The organism is Limnohabitans sp. WS1, from assembly GCF_003063265.1.
In the GTDB taxonomy this organism is placed as follows: Bacteria; Pseudomonadota; Gammaproteobacteria; order Burkholderiales; family Burkholderiaceae_C; genus Limnohabitans_A.
Window position 1 is genome coordinate 218,003 of sequence record NZ_NERU01000004.1, and the last position, 21,759, is coordinate 239,761.

The following is a 21,759-nucleotide window of genomic DNA, read 5'->3' on the forward strand; positions in this document are numbered from 1 at the left end:
GAAAGCAAAAAACCCGCATCTGCGGGCTTTTTGACTTGGAGAGAACTTCGATCAGGCGAAGTTTTTCTCTGCGAATGACCAGTTCACCAAGTTGCTGAGGAAAGTCTCAACGAACTTGGGGCGCATGTTGCGGTAGTCGATGTAATAAGCGTGTTCCCAAACGTCCACAGTCAACAAGGCGGTGTCGCCAGTCGTCAAGGGGGTGCCAGCAGCGCCCATGTTGACGATGTCCACCGAACCGTCGGCTTTCTTCACCAACCATGTCCAGCCGGAGCCAAAGTTGCCCACGGCGCTCTTGACGAAGGCTTCCTTGAAAGCGGCGTAGCTGCCGAACTTGGCGTTGATGGCATCAGCCAATGCGCCAGTGGGCTCACCGCCGCCTTGGGGCTTCATGCAGTTCCAGAAGAAGGTGTGGTTCCAGATCTGAGCGGAGTTGTTGTAGATGCCGCCGCTGGACTTCTTGATGATCTCTTCGAGGGACATGCTCTCGAATTCAGTGCCTTTTTGCAGGTTGTTCAGGTTCACAACATAAGCGTTGTGGTGCTTGCCGTGGTGAAACTCCAAAGTTTCCTGGCTGTAATGAGGGGCCAAAGCATCAATCGCGTAAGGCAATGCGGGCAAGGTGTGTTCCATGAAGGCGTCCTTTGGTGGTGTGAAAAAGATAACTGTTGCATTTTAGGGGCAGCTTGATCGCCCTTGAGGGTGACAGGTCACTGAAAAATAACGATCCAAGGAGCAGGTTCATCACCTTCACCGCCATCACCAAACAGAGCCACCCGTTCAGAACTTTCGTTCAGGGTGTGACCACCAAGGACACGTCCCCATCGGCCAAGGTCGCCCGAACCCCTTGTCCGGACCTGAATTGAGTGGCATGGCTCAAAGCATGGCCTTGCTCATCGCTCAACCATGCGTAGCCACGCTCCAAAACCAGACGCGGGTCAACCGATGACAAGCGCAATGCAGCGTGTTCCAAACGTTGTGCACGTTGGTGCACCTGCTGGCTTCGGTTGAAAGCCAGGCGGTCGGTCAAGCGGTCCAAATGGTGAGACTGCAAAGTTGACTGGGTTTGCACGCCGCTTTGCAGACGACTGTCCAATCGATCAAGCCACTGGCTGTGCTGGCCCAGCAGGCCCTGCGGGCGACTCAAACGAGATGCAAGCGCACTCAGGCGTTGCGTCTGCCGCTCTTGCTGACGAACCAGGCCCACACCGAAACGGGCAGCAACGCTGTCCAGCCGCTGGGCTTGTCGGTCTTGCTGTCGCATCAAGCCCCGGCTCAGCCTTTGCTCCAACACCGACAGGGCCTGCAAACCTGCACCGCGATCCATCGCCGCCAGCTCGGCGGCAGCCGTGGGTGTGGGGGCACGCACATCGGCCACAAAGTCGGCAATGGTGAAGTCGGTTTCATGGCCCACGCCACTGATGACTGGCACTGGACTTTGGGCGATCACACGGGCAAGGTTTTCATCGTTGAACGACCACAAATCGTCGATAGAGCCGCCTCCGCGCACCAGCAAAATCACATCCACAGGCGGACACCATGGATTGTCTTCTGCGGTAAGGGCGTACAGATTGTTCAGTGCCTGCACCAAGGTAGCGGGCGCAGCTGAACCTTGCACCAGCGCAGGCACCAGCAACACCGGAATGTGCGGCACACGCCGCTGTAAGGCGGTCATCACGTCGTGCCAAGCGGCAGCCCCCAAAGAAGTCACCACACCAATGGCGCGGGGTTGTGTTGGCAATGGGCGCTTGTGCACAGCATCAAACAGCCCTTCGCTTTCCAGTTTGATTTTGAGTCTCAAAAACTGCTCAAAAAGTGCGCCCTGCCCTGCCCGCTGCATGGACTCGACAATCAATTGCAAGTCTCCCCGGGCCTCATACACCCCCAAACGGCCTCGTACCTCGACCAGCTCGCCATCGCGCGGGGAAAAGTCAACCAAACTGGCCGCACGGCGAAACATGGCGCATCGGATCTGACCCGCGTCATCTTTGATGGAAAAATAGCAATGGCCACTGGCCGCGCGTGAAAAGCCGGAAATTTCACCTCGAACGATCACGGGGTTGAAGCGCAGGTCCAAGGTATCGGCCACAGCACGGCACAAAGCGGAGACTGTCCAGGCACTTTCTTGGCTTGATTCGAGCATGTTCATTGTGGGGATTGTTATTCAAATGGGGGGCGAGCCATCCGCTTCGGGCTGAGGCTTGATGTGAAGTACTCCACAGATGAAGGACGACATACACCAAGGGCCATCAAAAAGCACACACGCTCTTTGTTCATCTTAAGCAATTGATTTCATTCAATTTTTCCCAAAACAGCATCACCAAATTCTGAAAATTGATCGAATATAGAAGTATTCAAAAAAATTCATTCAAAAGTTCTTCACAAAGTTATCCACAGGACAGCCTCCCCCGTTGGAAACCCTCAAAGACGGGCTCTAAAGAGGCCCTCGTGCGCTTGAGACATCGTTCATAATGACAATCTTTTGTCACACCGAACTCTCAAGAAGGAAAAGTTTTGTTATCGATCATACAAGCCGCAGGTTGGCCCATTTGGCCCCTGATTCTGTGCTCTGTCCTGGCCTTGGCCTTGATCATTGAACGATTGTTTCAATTGCAGACCCGCAAAGTTGCCCCATCGAACACTTTGGAAAAAGCCATGGAGGTCACTCGCTCAAACTTGCCGTCAGAAGAAGTGGTGCGCCAATTGGAAAACATGGGCGTTTTAGGGCCCGTTCTGGCCAGCGGCATCAGAAATTTGCAACAAAACCCCCAAGCCACCCACAAAGATGTCCAATCCGGGATGGAAATGGCCGGGCGCAAGGCAGCACGAGACTTAGAGCGTTACCTGACCGCTTTGGCCACCATTGCTTCGGCCGCCCCGTTGTTGGGTCTTCTGGGCACCGTGGTGGGCATGATCGAGATTTTTGGCGCTCACACTGCGGCCAACAACCAACCGGCCCAATTGGCTCAGGGCATTTCAATCGCCTTGTACAACACCGCTTTCGGCCTGATTGTGGCGATCCCTGCCTTGATGTTTTGGCGTTACTTCCGATCCGTGGTGGACAATCACCTGCTGAACATGGAAATAGCCAGCGAACAATTTTGCCGGCACCTGAACCATTTGCGCGACTGACTGTGTATTGATTGTGAATTTCAGTAAAAACCGCCCCTCCTCAGAGCCCGAAATCAACTTGATCCCCTTCATCGACATTTTGTTGGTGGTGATGATCTTTTTGATGCTCACCACCACATGGTCGCGTTTGACAGAAATCAGCTTGACTTTGCCTGTGGCCGATGCGCAAAAACAAAAAGACCGGCCTCAGCAAATCATCTTGACCATCAGCGCACAAGGCCAATATGCCTTGAACAAAACACCGGTCAATGGCAGCTCAGTCAGTGCACTTTCAGCTGTTTTGGCCAATTTGGCCTCCAAAGAAATGACTTTGGTGATCAGTGCGGATGCCCAAGCAAGCCACCAGTCGGTGGTCAATGCGATGGAAGCGGCCCGCCGCACAGGCTTGTCGCAAATCACCTTTGCGACCCAATCGGCTGATTCATCGGGGTCTTGACTCTCCATGGCGCTTGGCACCTGGCTTCACCAACGACTGCCGCGCGTTTGGCTGTCGCGTGGCTGGGCTGCCCACTTGCTCATGCCCGTGGCCTGGCTTTATCAGCTTGCTTTGATGGCTCGAACAGGCCTTTACCTGACCGGCCTCAAAAGCAGACATCGACTGCCCGTTCGGGTCATTGTGGTTGGCAACGTTGTGGCTGGAGGCGCAGGAAAAACGCCCGTGACGATGGCCTTGGTTGAACACCTGCAACACAAAGGGCACACGGTCGGCGTGATCTCCAGGGGTCATGGCCGTCAGACCCGTGACACCCGTGAAGTTCTTCCGGCCGATCGTCCCGAAACCGTGGGAGACGAGCCTTTGCTCATTCGCCAAAAAACAGGGGTTCCTGTTTGGGTGGGTTCATCCCGCGTTCAAGCAGGTCAGGCCTTGTTGGCCGCCCATCCTCAAGTGGACACCGTGGTCTGTGACGATGGCTTGCAGCATTGGGCCTTGGCCCGAGACATTGAAATTTGTGTGATGGACGAACGCGGCGTTGGGAATGGCTGGCTGCTTCCTGCTGGGCCTTTGCGAGAAAAATGGCCCAGATCCGTTGACTTGCTTCTCCACACGGGCATCAACAACCTGTCTGGTGGTTTCCAGGCGAAGCGGCAACTGGGTCAAATGGCGCAGGATGCACAAGGTCGCACAAGCACCTTGAACGATTTGAAAAGCAGCCCCGTTGATGCAGTTGCTGGACTGGCGCGTCCGGCATCCTTCTTCAACATGCTCCGAGAAAACGGCCTTGAACTGGCAACCACTCAAGCCTTGCCCGATCATTTCGACTTTGCAACTTGGCCAAGAAGCGAAGGTCCAAGACCCTTGCTGTGCACCGAAAAAGACGCCGCCAAGCTCTGGCAACGACAACCGACCGCGCTGGCGGTGCCCCTGGTGCTCACGCCTGAACCTGCTTTTTGGCATGCCCTGGACGCACTGTTGGCAAAAACAGACCCACACCCTTGAGCAAAACGGTTCTTGCGTGACATCGGAACACGATTTCGCGGCAACCCAGCACGAGGGCCACCTTGTCGCAGTTATCATTCCTTGATGGACACCAAACTGCTTGAACTGCTGGTCTGCCCCGTGACCAAAGGCCCTTTGAACTTTGACCGTGAGGCGCAAGAGTTGCTCTCACGAAGCGCCCGGCTGGCCTATCCAGTGCGCCAGGGCATTCCCATCTTGCTTGAGAATGAAGCCCGCCCCTTGAGCGATGATGAGCTCGACAAATTGGCCGCGTTGCGTCCCCCCTTGTGAGCCCACGGTCATGAGCGAAACCACCTCTCAACTGGACTTTACGGTCCTGATTCCAGCACGCCTGGCTTCAACGCGACTGCCCAACAAGCCTTTGGCCGATGTCGTGGGATTGCCCATGATCGTGCGAGTGGCCAGGCAAGCGCAACGCTCGCGGGCCCAACAAGTGGTGGTCGCCGCAGATGACGTCCGCATTGTGAATGCTTGTGCCGAGCACGGCATACAGGCCTTGCTCACACGACAAGACCACCCCAGCGGCAGTGACCGTTTGGCTGAAGCTTGTCAGCAACTGGGATTGCCCTCCGACCGGGTGGTGGTCAATGTCCAGGGCGACGAACCCCTGATCGAGCCAGAATTGATCAACCAAGTCGCCCTTGCTTTGACGCAGTGTCCGCAAGCGAGCATGAGCACCGCTGCCCATGCCATCACATCCTGCGCCGACTTCACCAATCCCAATGTGGTCAAAGTGGTCACCGATGCCCGTGGCATCGCGCTTTATTTCAGCAGAGCGCCCATCCCTTGGTGGCGAGATGGCCCTGCTGACCCGCTTTTGATGCAACTGCCAGACCCTGCACCCCTGCGCCATGTGGGCATTTACGCTTACCGGGCAGGATTTTTGTCACTTTTCCCACAATTGCCTGTAGCCCCCATTGAAGCTGTGGAATCACTGGAGCAACTGCGCGCACTTTGGCATGGACACGCCATTGCGGTGCACATCACTGACAAAGCCCCTGGGCCTGGTGTAGACACGCCTGAAGATTTGGATCGGGTCCGCGCCCTGCTGATGGCGTAAGCCTGGCTTGAGCATCGCGTGATATTCTCGACCTACGTTGTCAGGAGACGTGGGTCCGTATGAGATCCATCTGACAGACACCCATGACAAGCTATAAGGAACTTCCATGAGACTGATTCTGTTGGGCGCACCTGGCGCCGGCAAAGGCACACAAGCCACCTTCATTTGCCAGAAATACAACATCCCACAAATATCCACAGGTGACATGCTGCGTGCTGCCGTGAAAGCAGGAACACCGCTTGGACTTCAAGCCAAAGCGGTGATGGAATCTGGCGGTCTGGTCAGCGATGACCTGATCATCAACCTGGTCAAAGAGCGGATTGCCCAAGCAGATTGTGCCAATGGCTTCCTGTTCGATGGTTTTCCACGAACCATTCCTCAAGCAGATGCCATGAAGGCTGCAGGCGTCAAGTTGGATTACGTGCTCGAAATCGATGTGCCTTTCGATGCCATCATTGAACGCATGAGCGGTCGTCGCTCGCACCCTGCCTCGGGTCGGACCTACCACGTCAAATTCAACCCGCCCAAGGTGGACGGAATGGACGATATGACCGGAGAGCCCTTGGTTCAACGCGCTGACGATCAAGAAGAAACCGTCAAAAAACGCCTGGATGTTTACAGTGCGCAAACACGCCCCTTGGTTGACTACTACTCCAACTGGGCCAAAGCAGATGCGGCGTCAGCCCCCCGCTACCGCGCCATCAGTGGCTCCGGCAGTGTGGAAGACATCACGGCTCGCGCCTTCGCTGCACTCAGCTGATGAATTCTTGAGCGCAGCATGCGCTGCACAGCCCCACAAAGCCCCGTTAAGGGGCTTTTTTGTTTTGGGGATGCCTGGCCATCGCTTTTGTTGCAAATGCCCTGCGGCTCCACACCAAGGCGCTTTGCATCCAAGGCCCATGGTTGATGGTTTTTACATACACTCCTTGCAAAACCGCAAAAACTGGTTAAAAATACAGTCACTGGATGAAACAACAGCCCTAGGAGCACCGATGACCGACGATCCGAAACTCACGGCCAGGCAACAAGAAATTCTGAACCTGATTCAGAACACCATGGCCAACACGGGTTCCCCACCCACACGCGCAGAGATCGCGACGGCATTGGGTTTCAAGTCGGCAAACGCGGCCGAAGAGCACCTAAAAGCACTGGCCCGCAAAGGCGTCATCGAACTGGTCAGCGGCACTTCCCGCGGAATTCGTCTCAAAGGCAGCGCCCGCAGCACGACCCGTGTGCCTGCGGATTCGTTCAGCCTGAACCTGCCCGGACTGGCGCAACTTTGTTTGCCCTTGGTGGGGCGGGTTGCCGCTGGCTCTCCCATCCTTGCGCAAGAACATGTTGACCGCTCTTACCAAGTCGAAAGCACTTTGTTCGCACAACAGCCTGATTACTTGTTGCGTGTCAGAGGCATGTCCATGCGGGACGCGGGCATCATGGATGGAGATTTGTTGGCCGTGAAATCAACCAAAGACGTTCGCAATGGACAAATTGTGGTGGCCCGTTTGGGGGACGATGTCACGGTCAAACGTTTGAACAAAACAGCCTCTGGCATTGAACTTCTGCCTGAAAATCCAGACTACCCGGTCATTTTGGTGCGTCCTGGCGAACCTTTTGACATTGAAGGCTTGGCGGTGGGCCTGATACGCAACACATTCATCATTTGATGCTTTAAATCCTGGCTCAGGTGGCGGGCGCTGTTATTCAGCCCTGAGCCCAGCGGTTTTCTTCAGCAATCCTGCCTGTGTCCAACCTCCATGATTTGAAAGGTTTCACATGGGAATCGCTCTGCTAACTTTGTCAGTTTTTTTAAAAAAACTGAACCTTAATCCTGTCAACGCATCGGTTTTGACAAAATCTCGAACATCGCGCCCACACCCCAGCTGGGCCGTTCGCCCCCCAAATGCTTGTACAGCCGCGCAGCGCACGCAAGTGCCAGACAATCCGCCCCTCCTTCGTGTCTTGCGCATCCAGGAAAACGGTCAACAGGCAGACTGTGCCGGACGAATGGTGATTTCGGGGCGCATGGCGGATGTTTGCGCCGAGCTGGACCGCTTGGTGGCACTCGAGTCAAGGCAAGCACATCGGTAAAAACACGGCGGGTACAAACCCGCCCAATCCATTGGCTCGACACCACGCTTTCGCAACGCAAGCCCATGAAAGCGAAGTCACTCAAAAGGAATCTACGCATCCCCGCCGTAAGCGCCCAGTGTCAAGGCACAATGTCGGGATGAACATCGTGATCCTCGACGACTATCAAGACGTCGTCCGCAAACTCAGTTGCGCTTCCAAGCTCGAGAATTTTCCCGCCAAGGTATACACCAACACAGTCAAAGGCATTGGTCAACTCTCTGTTCGCCTCAAAGATGCTGACGTGATTGTCCTGATCCGTGAACGCACGGCACTCAATCGGGCCTTGATTGAAAAACTGCCAAGATTGAAATTGATTGCACAAACTGGACGTGTTGGCAGTCACATTGACTTGGCAGCCTGCACCGAACGTGGCATTGCAGTTGCCGAGGGTGTTGGTTCGCCCACCGCTCCTGCGGAATTGACTTGGGCTCTGGTCATGGCCGCCTCTCGAAGATTGCCGCAATACATCAGCAGCCTCAAGCATGGCGCTTGGCAACAGTCCGGCCTGAAATCCAGCTCCATGCCCGTCAACTTTGGCTTGGGCACTGTCCTCAAAGGCAAAACCTTGGGCATTTGGGGTTACGGAAAAATTGGACAACTGGTGGCCGGTTACGGCAAAGCTTTTGGCATGCAAGTTCAGATCTGGGGCAGCGATGAATCACGCGTCAGAGCGGTCAAGGACGGCTACGCTGCGTCCACGAGCAGAGAGGCATTTTTTGAAAACTCAGACGTTTTGTCTTTGCATCTGCGCTTGAATGAATCAACCCAAGGCATTGTGACCACAGAAGACCTGTGCCGCATGAAACCCAGCTCTTTGCTGGTCAACACCTCACGCGCTGAACTGTTGGAAGCCAACGCCTTGATCGGCGCATTGAACCGCGGCCGCCCTGGGATGGCCGCAGTCGATGTATTTGAATCTGAACCCATCTTGCAGGGATCGGCCCTGCTTCGACTGGAAAACTGCATTTGCACGCCACACATTGGCTATGTCGAAAAAGACAGCTACGAACTTTACTTCGGTGTGGCATTTGACAACGTGGTCAACTACATCAAGGGCACCCCCACCAACATTGTCAACCCCGGTGCCTTGCAAGTCAGGCGCTAAAGCCATCTCAAAAAACCGAATTCCATGCCGTCGGCCCCAACACTCGTCCAAGACGAGATGCCCCAAGGACTCGCTGGGTCCTGCAAGAGTGAGGCGATAATCCCTCGGGCCATGTCTCACTGAATGTCTCAAATTGACTCTCCTTGAGCAGTTTTGCGCTTAAACGCTTTCAGCTTCTTCAACAACCAACATGACACTCGCATTTTCCAAAGTCGCCGTCATCGGCGCTGGCGCCATGGGCCGAGGCATCGCCCAAATCGCCGCACAAGCAGGCAGCCAAGTTTGGCTGTACGACACACAAGCCGAAGCCATTCAAAAAGCGCGCGATGCCGTTTTCCAGCAATGGGACAAATTGCAGGAAAAAGGCCGCCTGACAGCCGAAGCCGTGACCGGTCACAAAAGCCGTCTGTTGGGTGCCACCAGCCTGCAAGACCTGGCCGAATGCGAGCTGGTGGTCGAAGCCATCGTTGAAAAGCTCGACATCAAGAAAAGCCTGTTCACCGAACTCGAAAAAGTGCTGGCACCCACGGCGGTGCTGGTGACCAACACCTCGTCCCTGTCCGTGACCGCCATTGCCGCTGCCTTGCAGCGCCCGGCGCAGTTTGCGGGCTACCACTTCTTCAACCCCGTGCCCCTCATGAAGGTGGTCGAGGTGATCGCGGGCCTCAAAACCGATCCGGCTGTGTGCCAGCGCCTGTCTGACTTTGCACGCCAAATGGGCCACACCCCGGTCCAGGCACAAGACACGCCCGGCTTCATCGTCAACCACGCTGGGCGCGGTTATGGCACCGAAGCGCTGCGCATTGTGAGCGAAGGCATTGCCGATTTCGCCACCATTGACCGCATCCTGCGCGACCAAGTCGGCTTCAAACTCGGCCCCTTCGAGTTGTTTGACTTGACGGCGCTCGATGTGTCTCACCATGTGATCGAATCGATTTACCACCAGTATTACGAAGAGCCGCGCTACCGCCCCAACGTGATCACGGCCCAACGCTTGGCCGGTGGCGTGGTGGGCAAAAAGGTCGGAGAAGGCTTTTACAAATACATCGATGGCGCAGCGCAAGTGCCCGCCGAGCCACCTGTTCCCGTGGTGGACAACATGCCCCCTGTCTGGGTTTCGCCCCGCGCCACCCGCCGCATGGAGCTGCTGCAGCTGCTCAAAGACCTGGGCGCCAAAATCGAAACCGGCGCGTCGCCCTCGCCTGAAGCACTGACCCTCGTCGCCCCATTGGGCTTTGACATCACCACCGTGGCCGTGGTCGAGCGCCTGGACCCGGCCCGCACTGTGGGCATCGACATGCTGTTTGTGGATGCCTCCACCAAACGCCGCGTCTTGGCCACCAACCCGGCCACACGCGCCGACATGCGCGATGCGGCCCATGCCCTGTTTGCCCGCGACGGCAAGGCCGTCTCGGTCATCCGCGACAGCGGCGGTTTTGTCACGCAGCGCGTGGTGGCCACCATCGTGAACATCGCGTCTGACATGTGCCAGCAGCGCATCTGCAGCCCACAAGACCTGGAAACCGCGGTCACCTTGGGCCTGGCCTACCCCATGGGGCCACTGGCCATGGGCAACAAGCTGGGACCCGACAGTATTTTGGAAGTGTTGTTCAATCTGCAAACGGTCTATGGCGACACACGCTATCGCCCCAGCCCCTGGTTGCGCCGCCGGGGTGCCATTGGCTTGTCCCTCATGCACACGGAAGACTGAGCATGACCGCCCAACTGCTCAGCACCAGCGAAGGCCGGACACTGGTCCTGACCCTCAGCAACCCGGAGTTTCGCAACGCACTCGGGCCCGAGATGTACGCCGCAGGTGTGGAAGCCCTGAGCGTGGCCGAGTCCAACCCGGACGTGCGCAGCGTGGTCATCACCGGTGCCAATGGCATTTTCAGCGCAGGCGGCAATTTGCAGCGCTTGCAAAACAACCGCCAGCTGCCGCCCGAGCACCAGGCGCAAAGCATCGAAGGCCTGCACAACTGGATCGAAGCCATCCGCACCTTTCCCAAGCCGGTGATTGCCGCCGTCGAAGGGCCTGCGGCCGGTGCCGGTTTTTCGTTGGCACTGGCTTGCGACATGATCGTGGCGGCGCGCAACAGCGTGTTTGTGATGGCCTACAGCTCGATTGCCTTATCGCCCGATGGCGGCGGCAGCTGGAGTCTGTCGCGCGCATTACCGCGCCAGTTGGCCACCGAACTGCTCATGTGTGGTGAGCGCATTGGCGCAGAGCGTTTGCAGCAACTGGGTGTGGTCAACCGCCTGGCCGATGCAGGCCAAGCCCTTGCGCAAGCACTGCAACTGGGTGAACTGCTCAACAGCCGCGCCCCCAACGCTTTGACCAGCATCAAGGATTTACTCAGCGATGCCGATGGCAGCAGCCTCAATGCGCAATTGGCACGCGAACGTGATCACTTCGTCAAAAACTTGCATCATGTGAACGCAGGCATCGGCATTGCTTCGTTCTTGAACAAGCACAAACCTGAATACGAGTAAACCGACTGGTCCCCCAGGCGACAAAAACCCAATCATCAGTCACTCAAAGGACAGAGCATGGACGAACCGATTCTGACAATGGAGGAACGAGAGGCGATCAACAGTGGTCGCTGGTTCTCAAGCCTTTCACCTTCACTTCGACACGACATACTTCGATGCGCTTACGTCAAACGTCACAAAGACGGCGATATGCTCGCTGCGCGGGGAGACCCGCCCGAGCAGTGGATCGCCTGCGCCAAGGGCGCGGTGCGCGTGAGCTCGACCTCGGTGTCGGGCAAGCAGATCACCTTGACCTATGTGGAGCCGGGCATTTGGTTTGGCGATGTGTCGATCTTCGACGGGGACCGTCGCACGCACGACTGCTATGCACACGGCGACACGACCACCCTCAACGTAGCCAAGGCCGACTTCAAGAAAATCCTCACGCAGCACGTCGAGTTTTACGACGCCATGCTGCGCCTGCATGCGCGGCGCATTCGCCAGCTTTATGGCTTGGTGGAAGACCTCAACACCCTGCCCTTGCGGGCCCGGCTGGCCAAGCAACTCAACCACTTGTTGCGCAGCTACGGCGTGCCCAGTTTGTCGGACGCCAAGGCGATTCGCATCAGCTTGCAATTGGCCCAGGAAGAACTGGCTCAGCTGCTGGGTGCATCGCGCCAGCGGGTCAACCAGGAACTCAAGCAAATGGAGCGCGAGCAAATCATCCGCATCGAGCCCGGTGGCCTGGTGGTGCTGGACCGCGACGCGCTGCTGCTGATCGTCAACGCGGACCACTGACACACCCCATTTCCACCCTCTCGCCGCTGTCTGCGGCGAAAACCAATTTCCGACGGGTCCACCCATGAGTGCTTTTGATCATTTTGTGGGGACCCGGCCTGTCACCGGCACCCACGCCTTCGACATCCCTGCCTTGGAGGCCTGGCTCAGCGCCCGGCTGCCCGGTTTTGTGGGTCCCTTGAGCGTGGAAATGTTCAAGGGCGGGCAATCGAACCCCACCTACAAGCTCATCACCCCCTCGCGCCAATACGTGATGCGTGCCAAGCCGGGACCGGTGGCCAAGCTGCTGCCCTCAGCGCATGCCATCGAGCGCGAATTTGCCGTCATGCAAGGCCTTCACGGCACCGATGTGCCCGTGGCCGAAATGCATGTGCTGTGCGACGACGAATCGGTGATTGGCCGCGCCTTCTATGTGATGGAGTTCGTGCAAGGTCGTGTGCTCTGGGACCAGTCCCTGCCCGGCATGACGCCTGCCGAGCGCGGCGCGATTTACGACGAGATGAACCGGGTGCTGGCGGCGCTGCACAAGGTCGATGTGGCCAAGCAAGGCCTGACCAGCTACGGCAAACCGGGCAACTACATCGAGCGCCAAATTGGCCGCTGGAGCAAGCAATACGCCGCCTCCATCACTCAGCCCATTCCCGAGATGGACCAGCTGATCGAGTGGCTGCCCAAAAACATCCCGGCCAGCGCCAAGGACGAGTCGCTGGTCGGCATCGTGCACGGCGACTACCGCCTGGACAACCTGATGTTCCACCCCACCGAAGCGCGCGTGCTGGCCGTGCTGGACTGGGAGCTGTCCACCCTAGGCCACCCGCTGGCCGACTTCAGTTACCACTGCATGGCTTGGCACATCACGCCAGGCACCTTCCGTGGCATCGGTGGGCTTGATTTCGCTGCCTTGGGCATCCCGTCTGAAGCCGAATACATCCGCCGCTATTGCGAGCGCACGGGTTTCACCACGCCCGAAGCTTTGGCCCAGGACTGGAATTTTTACCTCGCCTACAACATGTTCCGCATCGCGGCCATTTTGCAAGGCATTGCCAAACGCGTCGAAGACGGCACCGCGTCCAGTGAACAAGCCAAAACCTCGGGCGCTGGCGCCCGACCCATGGCCGAGCTCGCCTGGCGTTTTGCCCGTCAGGCCTGACCCTTTTACCCCCCGAACCACAACCCCAGGAGAGAGACCATGGATTTTGAATACACCCCCAAGGTCAAAGACATGCAGGCCCGTTTGTTGGCCTTCATGGACGAGCACATTTACCCCAACGAGGCGCGGTTCTTTGAAGAGATCGCCGAAAACCGTGCCAAAGGCAACGCTTGGGTCCCCACCAAAATCGTCGAGGAACTCAAGCCCAAGGCCTTGGCCGCAGGATTGTGGAACCTGTTTTTACCCAAGTCCACTCGCGCCCCCCAAGGCCTGTCCAATCTGGAATACGCACCCCTGTGCGAAATCATGGGACGCGTGCCCTTTGCCGCAGAAATCTTCAACTGCTCAGCCCCCGACACCGGCAACATGGAGACGCTCGAACGCTACGCCAGCGAAGAGCTGAAAGACACATGGCTTGAGCCATTGTTGCGCGGCGAAATCCGCTCAGCGTTTTTGATGACAGAACCCGATGTGGCCTCATCGGATGCCACCAACATCGAGTGCGAGATTCGCCGCGATGGTGACGAGTACGTCATCAACGGCCGCAAGTGGTGGTCGTCCGGCGCAGGTGACCCACGCTGCGCGGTCTACATCGTCATGGGCAAAACCAACCCTGACGCGGGTCGGCACGAGCAACAATCCATGATCGTGGTGCCTGCCAACACACCCGGCATCACCGTGGTGCGCGCCCTGTCGGTATTTGGTTACGATGACGCCCCGCACGGCCACATGGAGGTGGTGCTCAAGAACGTACGCGTGCCAGCCGAAAACATTTTGCTGGGCGAAGGCCGTGGCTTTGAAATTGCCCAAGGCCGCTTGGGCCCTGGCCGCATCCACCACTGCATGCGCACCATCGGCATTGCCGAGCGCGCGCTGGAGCTGATGTGCAAGCGCCTGAACGAGCGTGTGGCCTTTGGCCGTGAAGTGGCCCGTCAGACCGTTTGGCAAGAGCGCATCGCCGAGTCGCGTTGCATGATCGAGCAGGCCCGCCTGCTCACCCTCAAGGCCGCATCCATGATGGACACCGTGGGCAACAAAGTGGCCAAGGCCGAAATCGCGATGATCAAGATCGTAGCCCCCAACATGGCCTGCCAGATCATCGACTGGGCCATTCAGGCCCACGGCGGTGGCGGTGTGTCGCAAGACTTCCCTCTGGCCTATGCCTACGCCCACCAGCGCACCCTGCGCCTGGCCGATGGTCCGGATGAGGTGCACCGCAACTCGCTGGCCAAGCTGGAACTGGCCAAGCAACTGGCCTTGCCCGGTGACGTTCGCATGCCCGTGACACGCGGCAGTTAAAAGGACACCACCCACTCACGAAAGGCCTGCTCTTGCAGGCCTTTTTCATGTCAGAAGAAACAAGTCTCGAATCACCCGCCAAACTCTTTGTCATTGAGCCTTCTGACTTTCGAACATTAACCATGACTTTTTCAACCGTCCGACCAAAAAGTGATGATTTGAGGGTTAGAATATCGCTTGTCGGAGCGTAGCGCAGCCTGGTAGCGCATCTGCTTTGGGAGCAGAGGGTCGCGAGTTCGAATCCCGCCGCTCCGACCATTTTCTTAAACTCAAATTTAAGAAAATACCCTCAAAAGTCTTTTTCAAGACGCACAGTTCCCAAAGGCCCGTCAGGGCCTTTCGTGTTTCTGTCTCATCTGAAGTTTCTGCCCGTAGCTCAGTTGGATAGAGCAACAGCCTTCTAAGCTGTGGGTCACAGGTTCGATCCCTGTCGGGCAGACCATTTTGACCCTCCATTCCAACACATGAATCTCATTCAGAGATTCATGTGTTGACGGGTCGGCATGCTGGTTTAACCTCATCCAGCAAGGACTTGGCAATCAAAAACCTGCCCCAAATCAGAAGCCATTTCCGCGGCACCTCTTCGGGTTTTCTCGGATGGGAGTCTGCAATTTAAGCCCATAAAAAGTTCCATAATGGATCTGTCATTCTCGCCACAAGCCTTTTTGTAGCGTGTGCAAAATTGTCCTCCACTTGGAAAACCCATGACCCTCTCTTCTTCACGTCGGCAAATCTTGACCCACGGCGCAAGCCTGTTGGGTGCATCAACAACTGGTTTGCTGCTCCCCCAAAATGCCCTGGCCCAAAGCGGCAAGATCCGTGTGGGCTTCATGCTACCCTACACCGGCACCTTTGCCCAACTGGGCGTGGCCATTGAAAACGGCGTGCGCATGGCCATCAACGAGCAAGGTGGCAAGCTCGGCGGCCGTGAGATTGAATGGTTCAAGGTGGACGACGAATCCGAGCCCTCCAAAGCCATCGAAAACGCCAACAAGCTGGTGCAACGCGACAAGGTCGATGTGCTGATCGGCACCGTGCACTCGGGCGTGCAAATGGGCATTCACCGCGTGGCTCGCGAAAGCGGCGTGATCAGTTTGATCCCCAACGCGGGCGTGCACATTGCCACCCGCGCCCAGTGCGCCCCCAATGTGTTCCGCACCAGCTTTTCCAACAGCCAGCCCACCATGGCGCTGGGCGAAGCCATGGTCAAGCGCGGCCACAAAAAGGCCGTGTGGATCACCTGGAAATACGCCGCTGGTGACGAAGCCTTTGAAGGTTTTAAAGAAAGCTACACCAAAGCGGGTGGCACCATCATCAAGGAATTGGGCCTGCCTTTCCCCAATGTCGAATTCCAGGCGCTGCTCACCGAAATTGCCGCGCTCAAACCGGACGCTGTGGCCTGCTTTTTTGCCGGCGGCGGTGCAGCCAAATTCTTGCGCGACTACGCCGCAGCGGGCCTCAAGGGCAAGATTCCGCTGTACGGCTCGGGCTTTTTGACCGAGGGCGTGCTCGAAGCCGCAGGGCCTGCTGCCGACGGCGTGCTCACTGCCCTGCACTACGGTGACGGCATCGAGACCAAGCGCAACAAGGAGTTCCGACTCAACTACGCCAAAACCTTCAAAATGCAACCCGATGTGTACGCCGTGCAAGGTTACGACACGGGTTTGTTGCTGGTGCAAGGGGCCAATGCAGTTCAAGGCGATGTCAGCAAAAAAGCCGCCATGATCAAGGCCATGGAAACTGCGGTGATCGACAGCCCACGCGGCAAGTGGACGATGAGCAAGTCGCACAACCCCGTGCAAGACATTTACCTGCGCGAAGTCTCTAACAAAGAAAACAAAGTGATCGGCATCGCTGCCAAAGCCTTGGCCGATTCTGGCGCAGGTTGCCGCATGTGATGGGGTCGGCAGTGCCTTTGGGTTATCCCAAGGCACTGCTGGCTTGAAACACCCACGTGCGTCACCCCAATTGACCGTGATCTGCAGCGATGCGCATCACCCATCAAATGGGTTTTCTTGTTGGGGGCAGCGGAATGATGGATCCTGTGCATCTTGCCCGAGACTGGCTATGTGCAACAGAGAAAAAAGCGCATGCACGTGTGCATAAACCAGAGGGTACCAGTCACAAACATCTCCAGCATTCACCCTGAACTGGCCGATGGATGCCAGCCATGAGCACCATCAAGCCTCTGCCAGATGCTCAATGAAACCTATCAGGGGTTTCGCATGAGATCAAACATTGACGGCATGTCGTATCCAACTCACGCGCCAAGCCAATCGGCAGAACCCTCAAGCAGAGGAACCACGTTCGCAAACGAGTTTCGAAGGCATTGCACCGGAAAAATAAATCATCGAGGTAAAACACCCTTGATGAGGCTGCTCCAGGGAAAACAATCCATCAATTCATCATGAGCGAGGTCGGTTTGGCCTGGCCCAACAAACTGGGCAGAGACTTCCAAGCATCAGCGATGTCCTTGATCAGGCTTTGCACTTCTTCAAGCGCTGCCAAATCATTGTAGGCATTGACATGGAACAGTCGCCGCGTCACATAGACATACAACTCGTTGAGATTTTGCGCCAACTCGCCACCACGCTCGAAATCCAAAGCGCCTTGCAAACCCACCACAATGCGGCCTGCACGCGAAATAGACTTTGACTTTTCCTCAATCGAGTTGTTCATGATGTGACCTTTGGCCGATGCAAGACTTTCAGTCAAGCCATCAAATAACATCTGAATCAGCTGGATGTTGTCCGCCATCGCCACACCGGTGACCACTTGCACCGAACCGTAACTTTGAGCCGCTCTTGAATAGGCACGCATGTTAGAAACCCTTTATCAACTGCTTGTATGAAGGGTATCGACCAGGCGGGTAAAAACTTGAGCCCCTGGATGCGAGCCAGCAGGATTTAATGCACAGGAGAGGCTACGGCCATCTCGGGTGCATCCACAACAGGCTGAGGCATCAAACTATGGGACAGTGGTTGCCGCAAAGTCAGCAGGGCCATGGTGTAAAGGGTTTGACCCGCTTCATCGAGATCAGTGCGTAAACCATCCCATTGGTCTGCAGGCAACTCCGAACTGCCCAAACCGCATTTGTAAATGGTGTTGACTTGGGCCGATGGCAACCACGACTCAATCGGACCGTGTAATGAAGCCACCACCTTGGTGTTTTTGGGTTCCCCGGACATGCCACGCTGCCCATCCTTCACACCCTCTTGAAAAATCGCCTCAATGTGTTTTTGCAAAACCGACTCGTAACGCTCACGCACCTCAGCTACCACAGAAGGGTGGGTGCCCTCTGGGATACGCCCAGTCATGGCATCCCAGAGTTTTTTAGACGTAAAGCCCGCAAATGGTCCCTGCGCTCGCGCTTCGTCAGGTGCACGCAAAGAACGAGAAAACTGGCGTGTTTCTTTTTCGATGGCGTTCACCCGGTCCACCAAATAAATGATAAAGACCAATATCACCAACAAACCAATGGCAATGAAAGCCAAAACAAAGGGTTCCATGAGGCTCTCCCAGGATCAAGTTGACAAGGAACTCAAGGCAATTCACCAGTGCTTGAAATGACTGGTGATTGGCTCAATTCATCCCGAAGAAATTGCAAAACCTGAAACGGCTCTGACAGTCTCAATTCATACAAACACAGTTGATCAGCCAAACCCTGCATCGTTTCAATTGCCGTTAACGCAGGGATTTCGGCACGCTGGTAACGTGCCCCGAGGAAATAGGCCTCATGTGCGTACTCCTCTGGCAAGTAAACATAAACCTCGTTGTCACCTGCCTTGATTTTTTGGAAAAGCGAAGGTTCAGGCTGTGGCGGCTTTTTTTTCCCGTTGGCGATGGCCCATTCAATCGACGCCTGCCATGTCGCCATTTGCTCGGCACCTGCGACAAAAGACTTGTCCATGTGGGCCTTGCAAAGCAATGCCATTCGCAGCCTCAAGTTTCTCGCTTCCCGAGAATCTGACTTGGAAGACGTCACTTTTTCAAAAAGCGCTTGCGCTTTTTGCATCTCATCGTCGGGTGATTTAGAAGAAAAAATCGAAAACATTGATCAACAATTTCATTAATTTAGGGACCTACGCGGAGTGTCAGCCGTAACTTTTTGACGACTGTCGAAAGGATCTGACTGATCCGGGATTCGCTCACACCCAGTACCTCGCCAATTTCCTTGAGGTTCAATTCCTCGACATAGTAGAGGTTCATGACCATTTTTTCCCGATCGGGCAAATCGTCTATGGCCTGTACAACCGCATCCATGAACTCAGCCTCCTCCACCATCACCTCGGGCTGCATGGCGCGATCGCCGGGCATGCTCATGACCTCGTCGTTGACCACTTCCATGGAAAATGTTTCAAAACGCTTGGCCAAGCCGCGTTCTTTTTGAAAATCTTCAATGTCTTTGCCCATGAACAAGGCCAGCTCCGACTGAGTGGGCGCACGACCTAACTCAGCAGCCAATACGTGGACGGCCTCATTCTCACTCCTGTTAAAGGCAACAGCAGACCTGGGCAAAAAAGACTGTCTGCGCACCTCATCCAAAATGGCCCCACGGACACGGCTCAGCGCAAAATTCTCGAACTCGAAACCCTTGGTCGGATCAAAAGAACGTGCGGCCTCAATCAGCCCGACCATGCCCACCTGAATCAACTCATCGAGCTCCATGAAAGGCGGCACACGTGCTTTCAAATGAATCGCCACCCGCTTGACCATCGGCATGTGCGCGATGATCAACGACTCGTGGCGATTGTCCACTTGCTCATAAAGTGAAATGGTGCTGACCACTCTGATTACCCAAGAGTAGCCGCGCGCAGCATGCGCTCAGAAAAGAACTGCACACGACCGGATGAGCCCTCAACTGGCGGCAGTAAGTCAATCGCATCGGCCAGCCACCGGAAATCTCTTGCAGCTGCACTGCCTTGTGCAAATTCAAGAACAGACTGGTATTTGCGCAGGGACTGCAAGACCAAATCATCGGCCTCAATGGACTGCAATAACTTCACCGAAATCCCGAGGAATCGATTGCACACATCGTTCAAACGGCGGTGCAACTGACGACCATCATGGGCACTGCCGACCATGTTGGGGATCAGGTAAATCTCGTTCAGCGATTGCTCGGTGGCCATGACCTTGATCAGCCCATAAGCATCAGCAATGGACGAAGGTTGGTCACACACCACCACAAAACGGCGCTGACAAGCGGCCATGAAATCGAGCACAGCTGGAGCAATACCAGCGGCCACATCGACCACCAAGTAGTCCACAGGCTCCGTCAGAGCGTCAAAAGCCCTCACGATGCTGGCAATTTGCTGGACGTTCAGCGCCGCAATGTCACGCACACCCGAAGCACCGGGCACCAGACGAACGCCCTGCTTGGTGGTCACCATGACCTCCTCCAGCGTTTTTTCACCGCTGAGCACATGGCTGATGTTGTAGGGTGCATGGGCACCCAAAGTGATTTGCGCATTGGCCATGCCCAAATCGGCATCAAACAACATGACCTTGTGACCACGCAAGGTCAATGCAACGGCCAGGTTGACAGAAACCGTGGTTTTGCCAGCGCCGCCTTTGCCACTGGCCACACCAATCACCTGAGGAAAAGGTTTCTTATCCATTCAAAATTTTCTTTCCAGATGGAATGTTGGGTGCTTTTTCCCGCACAGCAGACGCCTCCAAATAACCCTTCAAAGTGGGAATTTCAATGGCGTCGGAAACCAATATTTTGGTGATCTTTGATGACATCAAAGTACTTTTTTCGTCTTCGACTTCCACAGAACTGACCAGCTTTGGTTTGAAGGCAGAGTGCCTGTTGATTCGAGATGTGGACGCAACAGCTGTCGTCCTTTGTCCCGCATCAACAGCCCCATGCATGAGACTCAACAAAGGATTCAATGCCAATTGAACCAAGCGGGCCGCATCAAAGGGCTCGGCAGGTTGATCAATTCGGTCGCTGCCTGAGGTACAAGAAACCGCGCAGCTCTTCTCGGACAAACCTGTGATCAAAGCCCAAGGGTAAGCGGCCTCGTCCACCTTGGTCAGCATCAGGGATGACCAATTCAAGGACGAATTTTGAAGGGTTTTTTGCACACTTGTGACTGTAGCATCAAGCGGCAAAACGGCATGTCGCAAGACCTGTGGGTGTTGTGACAAAAGCAATTGGGCCTGCGCCACGTAGTCGGTTCCGCTGGTATCGATCCACACGGTCTTGCCCTCCATGTCCTGCAGCAAAGTGCGCAGCATTTCGCAACTGGTGGCGCGAAAACAATTCACACCCGACTGTGCCGCCAACAACTGCATCTGAGCCCATGCCCCTGGGCGCTGGTCGGCAAAGCTCACCATCACTTGGCTTTCAACCCCGCGTGCCTGAGCCCCTGCATGGGCCAATCGGCCCACCATCAAAGTTTTGCCCGAACCCGATGGACCGCACAGTGCGTGCACCCCGACTTCGGGAGTCGGCATGATCGCGCCACTCAAAGCATTGATCAGCAAACTTTGCATCACAGGAAAAGCCTGCTCGAAACTGTCTAACTCTTGAATGCTGTCGGTCAACAAAGCACGCAAGCCGACCGGCACGCCCGCTTCGATCATGGCCATTGAGACTTGCTGGATCGCTGGGGACAAGCGCAAACCATCTTGCCAAGGCATCATCTGACGCGACAAGCTGAACTCCTTGCGCATGGCCGCAATTTCCAAACGCAGCAACTCCACGATTTCCTGACTGCGCTGACTTTCGTGGCGCAATTGCTGGGCGTCGGTTTGCCCCGCCTGAACAGGCAAAGCCTGTTGAGGGGATCGGTCCGAATTTGGAGACACAGCGGCTGTGGGCACAGCCACCAGAGGAACCGTTCTGTGAGTTGCCACAGGCCGCCCATCAGCCCCCAGGGGACCAAAGGCGCTTGCATCATGAAACAGCTTGGCAAAAGGCACAAAATCGTCAGGGGCGTTTTCGCGCACAGAACCCTGCAACGGGGGGGGCGCTGCTGACACGGCAGGGGCTGCGGCATTCGAATCGAGGTCCACCGCCACGATCAACTCAATCTGGTTGTCCAGGCGCTGGCTGGAGATGATCAGCACCTCTTTGCCATACATCTGAATGGCTTTTTCATTGGCAGAGCGGCTGTCTCGGGCGAGGATGCGTTTGAGTTCCATAA

Annotated in this window: 22 protein-coding genes and 2 tRNA genes; 16 read left to right on the plus strand and 8 right to left on the minus strand. The window is 56.1% G+C overall.

Annotated features, from left to right (window positions below; genetic code table 11):
- Positions 1-51: 51 nt before the first annotated feature.
- Together B9Z48_RS08120 and xseA are read right to left on the minus strand one after the other, a co-directional pair.
- Positions 52-633, minus strand: a complete 582-nt coding sequence (locus B9Z48_RS08120) for a superoxide dismutase (RefSeq protein WP_089961087.1) — start codon at positions 631-633, stop codon at positions 52-54.
- Between the two features lie 160 nt (positions 634-793).
- Complete coding sequence (gene xseA, locus B9Z48_RS08125) at positions 794-2,149, minus strand: exodeoxyribonuclease VII large subunit (RefSeq protein WP_089961091.1); 1,356 nt, start codon at positions 2,147-2,149, stop codon at positions 794-796.
- A gap of 365 nt (positions 2,150-2,514) precedes the next feature.
- Between xseA and B9Z48_RS08130 the strand changes: the two genes are divergently transcribed.
- From B9Z48_RS08130 to B9Z48_RS08210, 16 genes are all read left to right on the plus strand, one after another.
- Positions 2,515-3,132, plus strand: coding sequence for a MotA/TolQ/ExbB proton channel family protein (locus B9Z48_RS08130; protein WP_089961094.1), 618 nt, complete (start codon positions 2,515-2,517; stop codon positions 3,130-3,132).
- A 13-nt stretch (positions 3,133-3,145) separates the two neighbouring features.
- Entirely contained in the window at positions 3,146-3,568 is a 423-nt protein-coding gene (locus B9Z48_RS08135; RefSeq protein ID WP_089961184.1) for a biopolymer transporter ExbD, read from the plus strand.
- A 6-nt stretch (positions 3,569-3,574) separates the two neighbouring features.
- Positions 3,575-4,570 (plus strand): tetraacyldisaccharide 4'-kinase, encoded by a 996-nt coding sequence (gene lpxK, locus B9Z48_RS08140; protein ID WP_108377762.1) that lies wholly within the window; start codon positions 3,575-3,577, stop codon positions 4,568-4,570.
- An 84-nt stretch (positions 4,571-4,654) separates the two neighbouring features.
- The gene (locus B9Z48_RS08145) at positions 4,655-4,861 is read left to right on the plus strand and encodes a Trm112 family protein (RefSeq protein WP_089961104.1); all 207 of its coding nucleotides are present in this window, start codon (positions 4,655-4,657) and stop codon (positions 4,859-4,861) included.
- 10 nt (positions 4,862-4,871) lie between these two features.
- On the plus strand, positions 4,872-5,651 hold the full coding sequence (gene kdsB / locus B9Z48_RS08150; RefSeq protein WP_194944822.1) for a 3-deoxy-manno-octulosonate cytidylyltransferase: 780 nt from the start codon (positions 4,872-4,874) through the stop codon (positions 5,649-5,651).
- 106 nt (positions 5,652-5,757) lie between these two features.
- The gene (adk, locus tag B9Z48_RS08155; RefSeq protein WP_089961108.1) at positions 5,758-6,411 is read left to right on the plus strand and encodes an adenylate kinase; all 654 of its coding nucleotides are present in this window, start codon (positions 5,758-5,760) and stop codon (positions 6,409-6,411) included.
- A gap of 232 nt (positions 6,412-6,643) precedes the next feature.
- Positions 6,644-7,315 carry a transcriptional repressor LexA gene (gene lexA / locus B9Z48_RS08160; protein WP_089961111.1) on the plus strand — a complete coding sequence of 224 codons (672 nt, stop codon included), beginning with the start codon at positions 6,644-6,646 and terminating at the stop codon, positions 7,313-7,315.
- 563 nt (positions 7,316-7,878) lie between these two features.
- On the plus strand, positions 7,879-8,886 hold the full coding sequence (locus tag B9Z48_RS08170; protein WP_089961116.1) for a D-2-hydroxyacid dehydrogenase family protein: 1,008 nt from the start codon (positions 7,879-7,881) through the stop codon (positions 8,884-8,886).
- A gap of 190 nt (positions 8,887-9,076) precedes the next feature.
- The gene (locus B9Z48_RS08175) at positions 9,077-10,597 is read left to right on the plus strand and encodes a 3-hydroxyacyl-CoA dehydrogenase (protein WP_108377764.1); all 1,521 of its coding nucleotides are present in this window, start codon (positions 9,077-9,079) and stop codon (positions 10,595-10,597) included.
- Between the two features lie 2 nt (positions 10,598-10,599).
- Positions 10,600-11,379: an oxepin-CoA hydrolase, alternative type gene (locus B9Z48_RS08180; RefSeq protein ID WP_108377765.1), complete on the plus strand. Its 780-nt coding sequence runs from the start codon at positions 10,600-10,602 to the stop codon at positions 11,377-11,379.
- Positions 11,380-11,436: 57 nt separating this feature from the next.
- Positions 11,437-12,156, plus strand: coding sequence for a Crp/Fnr family transcriptional regulator (locus B9Z48_RS08185; protein WP_089961128.1), 720 nt, complete (start codon positions 11,437-11,439; stop codon positions 12,154-12,156).
- Between the two features lie 64 nt (positions 12,157-12,220).
- Complete coding sequence (locus tag B9Z48_RS08190) at positions 12,221-13,306, plus strand: phosphotransferase (RefSeq protein WP_108377766.1); 1,086 nt, start codon at positions 12,221-12,223, stop codon at positions 13,304-13,306.
- A gap of 39 nt (positions 13,307-13,345) precedes the next feature.
- Complete coding sequence (locus tag B9Z48_RS08195; protein WP_108377767.1) at positions 13,346-14,605, plus strand: acyl-CoA dehydrogenase family protein; 1,260 nt, start codon at positions 13,346-13,348, stop codon at positions 14,603-14,605.
- Between the two features lie 181 nt (positions 14,606-14,786).
- Positions 14,787-14,863, plus strand: a tRNA-Pro gene (locus B9Z48_RS08200).
- Between the two features lie 107 nt (positions 14,864-14,970).
- Positions 14,971-15,047, plus strand: a tRNA-Arg gene (locus B9Z48_RS08205).
- A 262-nt stretch (positions 15,048-15,309) separates the two neighbouring features.
- Entirely contained in the window at positions 15,310-16,503 is a 1,194-nt protein-coding gene (locus tag B9Z48_RS08210; protein WP_108377768.1) for an ABC transporter substrate-binding protein, read from the plus strand.
- 499 nt (positions 16,504-17,002) lie between these two features.
- On the opposite strand, the gene fliS is transcribed toward B9Z48_RS08210, so the two are convergent.
- The 6 genes from fliS to B9Z48_RS08240 all read right to left on the minus strand — a co-directional run bounded on the left by fliS (position 17,003) and on the right by B9Z48_RS08240 (position 21,757).
- Entirely contained in the window at positions 17,003-17,425 is a 423-nt protein-coding gene (fliS, locus tag B9Z48_RS08215) for a flagellar export chaperone FliS (protein WP_089960173.1), read from the minus strand.
- An 86-nt stretch (positions 17,426-17,511) separates the two neighbouring features.
- On the minus strand, positions 17,512-18,114 hold the full coding sequence (locus B9Z48_RS08220) for a hypothetical protein (protein ID WP_089960177.1): 603 nt from the start codon (positions 18,112-18,114) through the stop codon (positions 17,512-17,514).
- 32 nt (positions 18,115-18,146) lie between these two features.
- Positions 18,147-18,659 (minus strand): hypothetical protein, encoded by a 513-nt coding sequence (locus B9Z48_RS08225; RefSeq protein ID WP_146186249.1) that lies wholly within the window; start codon positions 18,657-18,659, stop codon positions 18,147-18,149.
- A 20-nt stretch (positions 18,660-18,679) separates the two neighbouring features.
- Positions 18,680-19,393, minus strand: coding sequence for an RNA polymerase sigma factor FliA (gene fliA / locus B9Z48_RS08230; protein WP_233261057.1), 714 nt, complete (start codon positions 19,391-19,393; stop codon positions 18,680-18,682).
- A gap of 5 nt (positions 19,394-19,398) precedes the next feature.
- Positions 19,399-20,223, minus strand: coding sequence for a MinD/ParA family protein (locus B9Z48_RS08235; RefSeq protein WP_089960189.1), 825 nt, complete (start codon positions 20,221-20,223; stop codon positions 19,399-19,401).
- Positions 20,216-21,757: a hypothetical protein gene (locus B9Z48_RS08240; RefSeq protein WP_108377771.1), complete on the minus strand. Its 1,542-nt coding sequence runs from the start codon at positions 21,755-21,757 to the stop codon at positions 20,216-20,218. Before B9Z48_RS08240 ends, B9Z48_RS08235 begins: the two co-directional genes overlap by 8 nt.
- Between the last annotated feature and the right edge of the window lie 2 nt (positions 21,758-21,759).

Coding starts and splice junctions, on each gene's coding strand:
- B9Z48_RS08145 (WP_089961104.1), top strand. CDS start 4,655: ATGGACACCAAACTGCTTGAACTGCTGGTCTGCCCCGTGACCAAAGGC.
- B9Z48_RS08170 (WP_089961116.1), top strand. CDS start 7,879: ATGAACATCGTGATCCTCGACGACTATCAAGACGTCGTCCGCAAACTC.
- B9Z48_RS08185 (WP_089961128.1), top strand. CDS start 11,437: ATGGACGAACCGATTCTGACAATGGAGGAACGAGAGGCGATCAACAGT.
- kdsB (WP_194944822.1), top strand. CDS start 4,872: ATGAGCGAAACCACCTCTCAACTGGACTTTACGGTCCTGATTCCAGCA.
- B9Z48_RS08235 (WP_089960189.1), bottom strand. CDS start 20,223: ATGGATAAGAAACCTTTTCCTCAGGTGATTGGTGTGGCCAGTGGCAAA.
- B9Z48_RS08175 (WP_108377764.1), top strand. CDS start 9,077: ATGACACTCGCATTTTCCAAAGTCGCCGTCATCGGCGCTGGCGCCATG.
- fliS (WP_089960173.1), bottom strand. CDS start 17,425: ATGCGTGCCTATTCAAGAGCGGCTCAAAGTTACGGTTCGGTGCAAGTG.
- adk (WP_089961108.1), top strand. CDS start 5,758: ATGAGACTGATTCTGTTGGGCGCACCTGGCGCCGGCAAAGGCACACAA.
- B9Z48_RS08240 (WP_108377771.1), bottom strand. CDS start 21,757: ATGGAACTCAAACGCATCCTCGCCCGAGACAGCCGCTCTGCCAATGAA.
- B9Z48_RS08180 (WP_108377765.1), top strand. CDS start 10,600: ATGACCGCCCAACTGCTCAGCACCAGCGAAGGCCGGACACTGGTCCTG.
- B9Z48_RS08210 (WP_108377768.1), top strand. CDS start 15,310: ATGACCCTCTCTTCTTCACGTCGGCAAATCTTGACCCACGGCGCAAGC.
- B9Z48_RS08190 (WP_108377766.1), top strand. CDS start 12,221: ATGAGTGCTTTTGATCATTTTGTGGGGACCCGGCCTGTCACCGGCACC.
- lpxK (WP_108377762.1), top strand. CDS start 3,575: ATGGCGCTTGGCACCTGGCTTCACCAACGACTGCCGCGCGTTTGGCTG.
- xseA (WP_089961091.1), bottom strand. CDS start 2,149: ATGAACATGCTCGAATCAAGCCAAGAAAGTGCCTGGACAGTCTCCGCT.
- B9Z48_RS08195 (WP_108377767.1), top strand. CDS start 13,346: ATGGATTTTGAATACACCCCCAAGGTCAAAGACATGCAGGCCCGTTTG.
- B9Z48_RS08120 (WP_089961087.1), bottom strand. CDS start 633: ATGGAACACACCTTGCCCGCATTGCCTTACGCGATTGATGCTTTGGCC.
- B9Z48_RS08220 (WP_089960177.1), bottom strand. CDS start 18,114: ATGGAACCCTTTGTTTTGGCTTTCATTGCCATTGGTTTGTTGGTGATA.
- lexA (WP_089961111.1), top strand. CDS start 6,644: ATGACCGACGATCCGAAACTCACGGCCAGGCAACAAGAAATTCTGAAC.
- B9Z48_RS08225 (WP_146186249.1), bottom strand. CDS start 18,659: ATGTTTTCGATTTTTTCTTCTAAATCACCCGACGATGAGATGCAAAAA.